The following is a 10956-nucleotide window of genomic DNA, read 5'->3' as shown; positions in this document are numbered from 1 at the left end:
GTAGTTGCGAGGAGGCAACATGAGTGATGTATCAAGACGGGCGATGCTGAGTTTGTTGGGCATCGGGTCCGTGGGTGCTGTCGGGGCAAGCTGGCCCCGGCTGACCGGAGCGGATATCCCCGGACGGGGATCTGATTCGCTCAACGTTGCCATCCTTGGCAATGCTCAAGATGCGGCGAGCCGTGCCAACTTGGTGAAGGCATTCTCCGCAGCCCATCCCAACATCAAGGTGCGGATTCAGGCCATTCAAGGTGCGGACTGGGGCGATTTTTTCGCCAAGATCCTCACCATGGTCGCCGCCGGAACCTCACCCGATGTGGTGCTGGTGGCTACAGAGGGGGCACAGCTCTTTGCCGAACGACTGGCTGAACCGCTGGATACGTTCGTAAAGCGGGACCAATCGGAGGTGCAGGACTACTTCGACGATGTGCACCCTTCGCTGGTTGAGGCGTTCATGTACCAGGGCAGCTTGTTCCAGCTCCCGCTCGATTTCAACAGTGCCAACATGTATATGAACACCGGCGCCTTTGAAAAGGCCGGACTAGCCCGGCCTGGTGACAACTGGACGCACCACGATTTCTACAATTCCCTCACTGCCATGAAGAAGACCGGCGGCAAACAGTTTGTCCCGTACTACTGGACCAACCGGCTCTTCGGTGGAGTGGTGCCGTGGCTGTACGTCAATGACACGAGCTTCCTGAAGGAAACTCGGAGCACGGGCGGCAACTGGTTCTGGGACAAGTTCTATGCCAACGATCCCACGCGCGGCATGCGCTCCGGCGGTTACCAATGGCTAGAACCCAACGCCGAGGATCCCCGAGTGGCTGAGAGCTTTGAGTTTCTGCGCACGCTCGTGGCCGAAGGCCTGGGCACCAGTCCGGCGCAGGGTGGCGGCAATGAGCTCGTAGCCCAGTTCGCCTCGGGCCTCATTGGCACCACTCCGGCTGGCGGCTACTGGGTGCAGGGTCTCCACGAAGCTGGCATGGCCGAAGATGCCTTTGACGTGCAGTTCTTCCCGAAATGGCGCACGCAACGGCACCAATTTGGCGCTGCTGGTTACGCCATCATGAAGACCTCCACCCGTAAGGATGAGGCGTGGGAATGGATCAAGTTCTGTGCTTCCAAGGAAGCCATGGAGTTGGCCATGCCGAACCCCAACACCACCCCTACGCGCCGCTCCATGGTCAATGAGGCGCTGTATTCAGGCAAGGGCCCGGCCCACTGGCAGGTCTTCTACGACACGCTCGATAAGTTCCCCAGTTCCGGACCCATCCCCGCCCCGCCGCAGCAGGCCGCGGTGGAAAGTGCCCTGATCAAAAATGTCCTTGGCGCCGTCACTGGCTCCGCAGCCGATGTTCGGCCCGCCCTGTCCACGCTGCAGCGTGACCTCGAGCTGGCTCTGAGGAGGGTCTGATGTCCACCACAGTGAAAATTTCCCCGTCAGAAACAGCGCCCGCCGGCCCCCGCGGCCCCGGCCGCCGTTCCTCGGCGCAGCGTGGCTCCGGCAAGGACAAAGGCGCCAAAGGCTTGGCAGCACTCTTCCTGGCACCCACCATTATCGGCATTGCCATCTTCACTTTGGTGCCCATTGTGGCGTCCTTGACGCTGGCATTCTTCCGTTGGGACATCATCAGCGCCCCGGAATTTGTGGGCGTCGATAACTTCGTTGCTATCGGAGCAGACCCCACCGTCAGAACGGCGTTTCTGAACACCATGGGCTTTGTGGTGGTGGCGGTCAGCCTGCAGTTGACGGTGTCCATTGGACTGGCCGTGCTGATCCAGTCGAGGATGCCTAACTGGTTGCGGACCTTCTTCCGCTCGGCATTCTTCTTCCCGCTGGTGCTGTCAGCCTCCAGCGTCTCCATCATCATGAGCTACCTGTTCAATCAGAACTTTGGTCTGGTCAACAAGGTCATCGGCCTGATTGGGATCCCGGCCGTGCCATGGCTGACCTCGCAGGCCGGGGCCATGATCGTCATCATCCTGGTATATGTGTGGCAGAACTTCGGCTTCACGTTCCTGCTCATCATTGGTGGCTTGAGTTCCATCCCCACTGAAATGTATGAAGCCTCCTCCATTGACGGGGCTACGGGTTGGAAGCAATTCAAAAACATCACGCTGCCGCTGCTGAGCCCCACCCTCCTGGTGGCCAGCGTCATGGCGATCATTTCCGCTCTGCAGATCTTTGACCAGCCGTACGTCATCACCCGTGGCGGGCCCGGCGATTCCACTCGCACCGCAGTCATGGTCATCTACGAGACAGCCTTCAAGCAGCTCGATTTCGGCCGCTCCTTTGCCATCGGCATTGTGCTGACGCTGCTGATCATGCTGGTGACGGCCATCCAATTCCGCCTCTCACGACGCTTCGTGCACTACAACTAGGAGCCGTGCCATGACCACCCTTTCCGTGAAAGAAAGCAGTTCCGCACCGGGCCGCACCCCAGCGCCCCGCAAAAAATTCCAAGTTTCCGGGCGCACCGCCGGCCGGGCCGCCATTCTCATTGCTGCAACCTTCCTGACGCTGGGCCCGGTTCTCTGGACCGTGCTGACCTCCATGCGCCCGCCCACCGAATCGCTCGGTGCCGGCGGTTCCATCTTCTCTGGCGGCCTCGACTTTAGCTCTTACGCCGATGTGTTCACGCAAGTGAATATGTGGCTGTTGATTTGGAACTCGGCCCTCGTCACCGGCATCATCGCCGTGGGCCAAATGTTCACCGCAGCATTGGCCGGCTACGTGTTTGCCCGCATCGACTTCAAGGGCCGCGGCATACTGTTCAGCGTTGTCCTGGCCACCATGATGGTCCCCATGCAGGTCACGATTGTTCCGGTCTTTATGCTGATCCGCGGCATGGGCCTTTCGGACACCCTGATGGCCCTGATTCTGCCGGCCATTCCGACGGCGTTTGGCACCTTCTTGATGCGCCAGTTCTTCATCGGTTTGCCCGGTGAGCTTGCTGAAGCTGCAGCGATCGACGGCGCATCCCCCTTGCGCACGTTCCGTTCCGTTTACCTGCCGCTGGCCTGGCCCGGACTCGCCATCGTGGGCATCCTCGCCTTCAACTTCCACTGGAATGAATTCTTCCGGCCACTGATCATGACCATCAGCGAGGAAAACTTCACCATGCCACTGGGTCTGGTGTCGCTGCAAGGAAATATGGGCACCGGATCGGTCTCCACCGTACTCGCCGGAGTAGTGCTCTCTATGATCCCGGCACTGGTGGTCTTCCTCTTTGGCCAGCGCTATTTGCGTGAAGGCCTGACCGCTGGCATCAACAAGTGACCAAACAGCAGAGCCCCCCAAAGCCCCCAGAGCCCCCAAAACCTCATCAACCCCTTCAAGGAGCATTAGCTGTGAGCACCACCGACCCCGCCTTCCTCGACCCCGCGTTTCCCGCACTGCACGGCCGCCCGGATCAGGGCTGGATCAATGACCCCAACGGCTGCATCAAGGTCGACGGCGTTCATCACCTGTTCTTCCAGTTCAACCCGGACGCGCCCACCCACGGCAACGTCCACTGGGGGCACGCCACCTCCACGGATTTGGTCCGCTGGACCCAGCAGCCCATCGCGCTGTATCCACGTAAGGGTGCTGCGGACGCCGTCGGTGCCTGGTCCGGCGTGATTGCCTTGGACGGCGATGTGCCCACCGCGTACTACACCGGCATCGCCGAGACCGAGCATGAATCACAGGTCATGACGGCCACCTCGGACAGGGCCCTGACCGAGTGGAAGCAGGAGCAGCAGGGCATTTTGGGCATGCCGGACGAGCCAAATATTGGCGATGTCCGCGACCCCTTCCTGTTTACCTTTGAGGGCACCCAATACGCCATCCAGGGTGCCGGTTACAAGGATGGCACCCCCGTCATCCTGCTCTACCGCTGCCACACCATGACCAACTGGGAGTATCTGGGCCCGCTGGTGACTGGCGGCTCGGGAGTAGCCCAAGAGTGGGCTCCGGCGCAGATCTGGGAATGTCCGCAGCTATTTGTTGTCGACGGCCAGTGGGTGCTCATGCTCTCGCTCTGGAACCGCGAGGACCATAGTTTGGACCGCGTCACCTACCTGACGGGCGAGCTGAGCGAAGGCGGTTCGGGTCTAAAATTCCTGCCTACCGGCGGCGGCCTGATCGATGCTGGCCCCGATTTCTATGCACCCCAAGTGGTGGCCGGAACAGCTGAGGAACCGCGCACACTCATGTGGGGCTGGAGCTGGGAAAAATCAAGGAACGACGCCGATATCCTCGCCTCGGGCTGGGCTGGTGTGCTCAGCTATGCGCGCGTACTTTCGTTCCGCGACGGAGCCTTGCGCTCGGAACCGGTGGCTGAAGTTGCGACGCTGCGTGCCGGGATTCTGCATGAGAGTACGGCGGGAGATTCTGAACAGTTCGCTGTGCCGGCCACCAGCCGAGCCTTTGAAATCCTCGCCGACGGAGCTGTGGAATTGGTTCTGGTGGATGGAGAATCCCGCGGTGCAGTCCAACGGGTTGTTGCGGCTGTAGATGGTGGACGCATCCTGGTTGATGGCTCACTGCTGGAAATCTTTACTGCGGACGGTCAGGCCACGACGGTACGGGCCTACCCCACAGCGACCTCATACTTCCTGGTGCGGGGCGCAGCCACAGTTCATAAGCTGGCGCTCTAACGCCGGCTCGGCGGAGCCGCCACGGAACCGCGCATCACCACAGAACCCTGCACCAAGATCGGTGTAAAGGATCCTGCGGAGCTCTCTTTGGAGCGAGCTTCAGGGGTTCTGGTGGTGGCGCCGGCTGATGTGGCGGCTTTTGCCGTGTCCGGGGAAGACGTGCCCGGGGAAGAGAGGTCCTCCAGCAGTAGTTTCACGGCCATTTCGCCCATTTCGCGGTGGGGCAAGGATACGGTGGTGATCCCCGGTACTGTTGTCCTGGCGAGAGGTTCGTCGTCGTCATAGCCCACAATGCTCACGTCTTCAGGCACGCGTAGCCCCAACTTTCCACAGGCCAGAATGACGCCCATGGCCACCCGGTCGTTGGCGCACACGACGCCGGTGGGGCCCACATCGGTGTGGCCTGAACCCGTAGAGCCCGAGCCAGTGGAACCCGCGCGCTTGGCTGGGGACACGCCGTCGTCCGTGAAAAGACGCATGGCGGCGGTGTAACCGTCACTGATCTCCCAGCCGGATTCCAGAGTGGGGATTGGGGCTAGGCCGGCGTCCTTGACGGCGGCGTTGACGCCCTCGGTGCGCAGCCCGGTGGCCACGAGTTCGTGCCCGCCGGACAGGTAAGCGATGTTGCTGTGGCCGGCGTCGAGGAGGAGTTGTGCAGCGGTGCGGCCGCCGAAAACCTCGTCGGGAATGATGGAACGCCGGGTTCCTGACGGGTCAAAGCTGTTAGCGAGTAGTGCCGGCACGCTGTTCATGGAGGGATGAGGCTGGTGTTCACGCAGACTCTCGGCGGCGAAAATGAGCGCGTCCACCTGACGGTTCAGCAGAGTGGTGAAGGCGATGTCTTCGCGACGTTCATCACTTTGGGTTTCGATCACCAGGAGCAAGTAGCCGGCATTGAACGCGGCGTTGCTGGCGCCCTGCAGCAGCTTTCCCGCAAACGGACCACCGGCAATGGCGTCGGTGACCACGCCAATGGTGTGCGTGCTCTGACGTTGCAACGATCGGGCCACCGCGTTGGGTGTGTAGTTCAGTTCTTTAGCGGCAGCCAAAATGCGGAGCTGCTTGTCCTTGGCAATATTGCCGTCGGCGCGGCCGTTGAGCACAAAGCTCACCGCGCTGCGGGAGACGCCAGCACGGTTGGCGACGTCCTGCGAGGTTGCCTTGCGAGCCATGGGGTGGCCTCCTAAATCGTGTGAGGTCAAGCCTATCGCGGGAATCTTGCGGCGTGGTTCGTGCCACGGTTCAGGGGCGCGACGCCGGGGCGGGGTACCGTAGAGGAAGTGAGGCACGCTGGCGCAAGTGATCGATGGCCAGGGCAAAGCCGTGGCAACCAAAGGCGCGATCCAGCGCGATCCAGCGCCGAACCCGAACTTATCGCATGTAACGGTTAAATTTGGTCCAAAGGGATAGATTTTGCCCAATAGCTCACAAAAAACATGTGAAATATGCATCCCGTGATATAAATAATGTCATGACTCAAGTGGCTGCAGAAACCGTTGGCGTACTCGTGCGAGACGCGCGCACTGAAAAGGGCTGGACCCAGGGTGAATTGGCATCCCATTTGGGCACCAGCCAGAGCGCCGTGGCCCGCATGGAACAGGGTAAACAGAATCTGAGCCTGAAGATGATCCAGCGCATGGAGACCTTGCTCGAAGCGAACCTCTTCAACTTTGGAGCACCCACTAAGAGCGCCGTGACGCATCTGCGCGTCCACGGTGGTCACCAGCTTTCCGGCAGCGTCGAGGTCAACACCAGCAAGAACGCTGGCGTTGCCCTGCTCTGTGCCAGTTTGCTCAACCGCGGCACCACCACCTTGCGACGCCTAGCCCGCATCGAAGAAGTCAACCGCATTGTGGAGTTGCTGACCTCCATCGGCGTCGAGTGCACCTGGCTCCACGACAACGATCTGCTGATCCGCCGCCCCGCCGTGCTGGACCTTGCTGCCATGGACATTGCCGCAGCCAAGCGCACCCGTAGCGTCATCATGCTGCTGGGCCCGCTGCTGGACGAAGAGAACACCTACCGTATCCCCTACGCCGGCGGCTGCGATCTCGGCACCCGCACCGTGGAGCCGCACATGCAGGCGCTGCGCGAGTTCGGGTTGGACGTCAACGCCCACGACGGCTTCTACCAGGTGCAGGCTCCGCTCTCCGACACCGAAGATCGCACCTTTGTGCTGACCGAACGTGGAGACACCGTCACCGAAAACGCCATCATGGCCGCCGCTCACCGCGAGGGCACCACCGTGATCCGCAACGCCAGCCCCAATTACATGGTCCAGGACCTCTGCTTCTATTTGCAGGGCTTGGGCGTCAGCGTTGACGGTGTTGGCTCCACCACGCTGACCATCAAGGGCAAGTCCCGGATCGACGTCGACATTGAGTACGCGCCCTCCGAGGACCCGATCGAGGCCATGAGCCTGATCACCGCCGGCATCGTGACCAAGTCCGAGGTCACGGTGACGCGCGTGCCCATCGAGTTCATGGAAATTGAACTCAAGGTGCTTGAGCAGATGGGCTTCCGCTACCTGAAGTCCCCCGAGTACATGGCCCGCAACGGCAAGACTCGCCTCGTGGACATCACCACCTTGCCCTCTGAGCTGAAGGCCGCGCAGGACAAGATTCATGCCATGCCGTTCCCCGGCCTGAACATTGATAACCTGCCGTTCTTCGCCGTGATTGCCTCCTGCGCCGAGGGCACCACCATGATTCACGACTGGGTCTACGAAGGCCGCGCCATCTACCTGACGGAACTGAACCGCCTCGGCGCCGGCGTCCGCCTGCTGGATCCGCACCGCATCGACATCAAGGGCCCGGTAGCCTGGCGCGCCGCCGAAATTGGCTGCCCGCCCGCACTGCGCCCGGCAGCCTGCATTCTGTTGGCCATGCTTGCCGCCAAGGGAACCAGCGAGTTGCGCAATATTTACGTGATCGAGCGCGGCTACGAGGATCTGGCCGAGCGCCTGAACACCATCGGTGCCGAGATCGAATACTTCCAGGACTAAAGCCTGCAAAAGTGCGACGGCGGGAGGTTCCCTTTGTGTCAAGGGGAACCTCCCGCCGTCGGCCTTAGAACAGGAACTGCCGGTTATGAGACGTAGCTAAGGACGCTCAGTGGCGCACCTTGGCGCGCCTCTTGCGCCCATTGAGCAGTACCAGCAAGACGCCCACGGCGCCCAAGCCCAAAGCAATTGCCAGGGGCACCATACTGCCAAAGCCTGTGTTGGCCAGGTCGGCGTTTGTGTCGGTGGCTGAGTCGGTGCCGGTGCCCGTCTCGGTAGCGGACGTGCTCGGGGCCGGAACATTCGATGCCGGATTGCTCGGCTCAGCGGTAACTGTTGCCGAGGGAGACGGTGCGGCAACGTCGGTCAACGTTGCCGTCCACTGAACCTGGGCGTCCGTGGCGAAGCGGTACCAGGGCTGCGGCACGGCGACCACGGTGGCATCGCCTCGAACAGCGGCCGTGCCGTGGGTAGCGGTCAGCAATTTCCCGTTCACATACCAATCAATACCCGCCGTTGGCGTAACTCGCACACTGTCTTGAGCCGTTCCCGGCAAATCCTGGAACTGAGGGGCAGCCGGGGTGATTTCCGTTGTCAGGAGCGGGACATTTTTGAAATCCATGTCGCTGGCCAAGTAGTAAGAGGTGTAACTAGGCTGATTGTAGGTGGTGTTCTGGCGAGCAGCTTCGGCCCGGTACTGCACATCCTGCATGGGCGTGGGTAGCTTATGCGTGGTGACTTCGGTGCTCGTGTAAATGCGCAGCGCCGAAGAGTCCTCGGTACGCAGCAGCAATTCCTCGCGCCAGTCACCAAACACATCAGCAATGAGCGAGGCGTTGCCCTTGGTGCCGTTGTTGCTCAGCGTTCCGGTAGCGGTCAGGACCGTACCATCCGTCCAATCGTCAATGGTGGGAGTGCCCGTTCCGCTGCCGTTGAGCAGCTGCGTGGTCATGTCGGCCGCCCAGTGAATTGACTGGTTGGTGCCGGGAGTTTCGGCCGAGAGGATCTCGCCAGCGGAACTCAGCAGGCCGCTGGCGTCAGTGCCACCGGGCATACTGGACCATACTTCAAGCCCGGAAACGTCGCTGCGAACATCACCAATCATGCCGCGGCCGGTGTCCTTGCCGGAGTAGGCGCCCAACAGGACCTCACCGGTTTTGGCGTCACGCAAAGCGGATCCGTAGGGTGCGCCGGCACCGCCCTCATGAACCGTGAAAATCTCCAGACCCGGGCGGCTGGGATCAATGTCCGCCACATGCATGGCATCGCCATGACCCAAGCGAGCCGATTCGCCCGGAGCAGCGCTGCCTTCCGGAAGTACATCCTTGGAGGAGTACAGGATGCTGCCGTCGTCATCGATGGTGGCGGAGCCATAAACAATTTCCTGCTTGCCGTCACCGTCAACATCTGCGGCGCTGAGTGAGTGGAAGCCCTGTGTTGTGAGTGTCCCGTACACCGGATCAGATCCATCAACGCCGTGAGGTGAATCGTTGAAAGGGTTGCTCATGGGGGCGTGCCCGCTGTCGATCAACCAGCGCTGTTTCAGATTTGTGCCGTCCCAGTCATAGGTGGCCATGGTGGTGCGGGTGTAGTAACCGCGCGCAAAAACGGCCGAGGGGTGGGTTCCGTCAAGGTAGGCAACACCTGCCAGAAAGCGGTCAACGCGGTTCCCCGGCTCAATGCGGGACATGGCGTAATCGCCCCAGAGCAGGCCGTCATCGCCGCGGCCCGGCTCGTAGTTGATGGTCTGCAATTCCTTGCCCGAGGCACTGTCAAAGACGGTCAAGTATTCTGGACCGTCAACAATAAAGCCCTCAAAGTTGCGTAGGACATTACGGCCGCTGCGGGAGGGTGCGTACTCATCCATGAAGTAGTCGGCGAGCTCTTCGGCGCTGCTCTGCGACAGGGGGTAGCTGTGCGTTACGGGGATGCCAAAGGCTTCTTCCAGCGTTGCAGGCCAGTTACCGGCAACAACTTCCGGGTGCTTGGTCCAGTCCTGGAACATTTTCACCACGTGGGTGTAGTAATCTTCGGTGCTCAAACGGTAGTCGTCGCTGGTGGAGTAGCCGGCGTCAATATCGGCTTGCGGCAAGGTGACGAAGGCTTCGCTTGTGGCTTTTCCCGTGGCGTCGTAGCTCGTGGACTTTGTGCCGGGAGCGGTCTTGAGGATGGTCTCGGAACGGCCATCGCCGTCGAAGTCGTAGACCATGAACTGTGTATAGTGCGCGCCGGCCCGGATATTGACGCCAAGATCAATACGGTTCAGAAGTGTTCCGTCAATTCTGTAGGTATCCAAAAACACCGGACCTGTGTAGCCAATCTGGGAGACGTCCTTTGAGTTGGACGGGTCCCATTTGACGATGTATTCGTACACGCCGTCACCGTCAACATCGCCTACGGAAACGTCATTAGCTGAGTAGCTGTACGCCTCGCCGGCAGGAGTGACGCCGTCGGCCGGGCGCTGCAGCGGCAAGTCGTAATAGCCCTCGGCCCACGCGTTTACAGAGGTGCTGGCAGCCATCTCAATCCCGTTGACCACGGGCGCCACGGTGTAGCTAGCTTTCGACGTACCGCTGGGGTCCGAGAAGTTTGTGCTGTCGGTGACGGTGGCGATCTTGGTGCCATCCCGGTACACAACAAAGTCAGGACCCAAGACACCCGTGTCCGATGCGCCCGAGGTTTCTGAAGCCAAGAGACGCCAGCTGAGGAATACGCCGTGGTCCGTGGAAACCGCAACGAGACCCCGGTCAAGGGCTTCGAGCTGTACGGCGCTCACGGGGGTGGTTGCTACAGCGTCGCCAGGTGCGGCCACAGCGGCTGAAGCTGTTCCGGCAATAAGGCAGGTTACGACCGCGGCGCTGGCAAAAGCACTGCCATAAATGCTGCGCGGCCTCTTTTTGAGATTCGTCATTGATTCCCTTGCTGTTGTTGAAACGGTGGAGGAAGTGTTGTGAAACTGTGCTGCGTCCACCTCAGCTACCGTGAGTGAAGCGAGGCGGTCGGTGAGCGTCAAGACTGTGAAGGAGCTGGCGTACGGCTGGCTTCTTGGTGGCGATAGTTGCACGCCGAAACCGGGTGGTGGCATGCCCGATCGCCTCGTGGCACGAAGAGGGCCACGAGGTGAAGAGTCGTGCAGGGTTGAAATCGGGGTAGAAGTGAGTGATGAAAAACAGTCAGGAAAACGCTTACCGCCCATCTTGCACGAGACTGTGTCGAAGGTCAATGAATCGATACAAAATTTCTTTGCGAATTAGCTATGTGACGCGGGTTACCCGAGCGTGGTGCGCAAGGCGCGCTGCTTGTGGGGAAGGGGG

The 10956-nt window shown here is 60.8% G+C and carries 7 protein-coding genes; 5 read left to right on the top strand and 2 right to left on the bottom strand.

The window, feature by feature from the left end; translation table 11 throughout:
- Nucleotides 1-19: 19 nt before the first annotated feature.
- The 4 genes from AB0P14_RS14470 (at nucleotide 20) to AB0P14_RS14455 (ending at nucleotide 4641) form a co-directional block, all read left to right on the top strand.
- The gene (locus AB0P14_RS14470) at nucleotides 20-1414 is read left to right on the top strand and encodes an extracellular solute-binding protein (RefSeq protein WP_363843609.1); all 1395 of its coding nucleotides are present in this window, start codon (nucleotides 20-22) and stop codon (nucleotides 1412-1414) included.
- Nucleotides 1414-2382 (top strand): sugar ABC transporter permease, encoded by a 969-nt coding sequence (locus AB0P14_RS14465; RefSeq protein ID WP_363843606.1) that lies wholly within the window; start codon nucleotides 1414-1416, stop codon nucleotides 2380-2382. The genes AB0P14_RS14470 and AB0P14_RS14465 overlap by 1 nt, the downstream gene beginning before the upstream one ends.
- 10 nt (nucleotides 2383-2392) lie before the next feature.
- The gene (locus AB0P14_RS14460) at nucleotides 2393-3280 is read left to right on the top strand and encodes a carbohydrate ABC transporter permease (RefSeq protein WP_363843603.1); all 888 of its coding nucleotides are present in this window, start codon (nucleotides 2393-2395) and stop codon (nucleotides 3278-3280) included.
- A gap of 71 nt (nucleotides 3281-3351) precedes the next feature.
- A complete protein-coding gene (locus AB0P14_RS14455) occupies nucleotides 3352-4641 on the top strand; it encodes a glycoside hydrolase family 32 protein (protein ID WP_363843600.1) in 1290 nt (429 codons plus the stop codon).
- Here the strand turns inward: AB0P14_RS14455 and AB0P14_RS14450 are convergent.
- On the bottom strand, nucleotides 4638-5813 hold the full coding sequence (locus tag AB0P14_RS14450) for a LacI family DNA-binding transcriptional regulator (RefSeq protein ID WP_363843598.1): 1176 nt from the start codon (nucleotides 5811-5813) through the stop codon (nucleotides 4638-4640). The genes AB0P14_RS14455 and AB0P14_RS14450 overlap by 4 nt on opposite strands.
- A 299-nt stretch (nucleotides 5814-6112) precedes the next feature.
- Here AB0P14_RS14450 and AB0P14_RS14445 point away from each other — a divergent pair, with 299 nt between their 5' ends.
- Nucleotides 6113-7645, top strand: a complete 1533-nt coding sequence (locus AB0P14_RS14445) for a UDP-N-acetylglucosamine 1-carboxyvinyltransferase (RefSeq protein ID WP_363843595.1) — start codon at nucleotides 6113-6115, stop codon at nucleotides 7643-7645.
- A gap of 106 nt (nucleotides 7646-7751) precedes the next feature.
- Here AB0P14_RS14445 and AB0P14_RS14440 read toward each other — a convergent pair whose 3' ends face one another.
- On the bottom strand, nucleotides 7752-10553 hold the full coding sequence (locus tag AB0P14_RS14440) for a rhamnogalacturonan lyase (RefSeq protein ID WP_363843592.1): 2802 nt from the start codon (nucleotides 10551-10553) through the stop codon (nucleotides 7752-7754).
- Between the last annotated feature and the right edge of the window lie 403 nt (nucleotides 10554-10956).

It is taken from the genome of Specibacter sp. NPDC078709, assembly GCF_040686795.1.
In the GTDB taxonomy this organism is placed as follows: domain Bacteria; phylum Actinomycetota; class Actinomycetes; order Actinomycetales; family Micrococcaceae; genus Specibacter.
This window is presented reverse-complemented; position numbering and strand designations above follow the sequence as displayed.

Coding starts and splice junctions, on each gene's coding strand:
- AB0P14_RS14440 (WP_363843592.1), bottom strand. CDS start 10,553: ATGACGAATCTCAAAAAGAGGCCGCGCAGCATTTATGGCAGTGCTTTT.
- AB0P14_RS14470 (WP_363843609.1), top strand. CDS start 20: ATGAGTGATGTATCAAGACGGGCGATGCTGAGTTTGTTGGGCATCGGG.
- AB0P14_RS14450 (WP_363843598.1), bottom strand. CDS start 5,813: ATGGCTCGCAAGGCAACCTCGCAGGACGTCGCCAACCGTGCTGGCGTC.
- AB0P14_RS14460 (WP_363843603.1), top strand. CDS start 2,393: ATGACCACCCTTTCCGTGAAAGAAAGCAGTTCCGCACCGGGCCGCACC.
- AB0P14_RS14465 (WP_363843606.1), top strand. CDS start 1,414: ATGTCCACCACAGTGAAAATTTCCCCGTCAGAAACAGCGCCCGCCGGC.
- AB0P14_RS14445 (WP_363843595.1), top strand. CDS start 6,113: ATGACTCAAGTGGCTGCAGAAACCGTTGGCGTACTCGTGCGAGACGCG.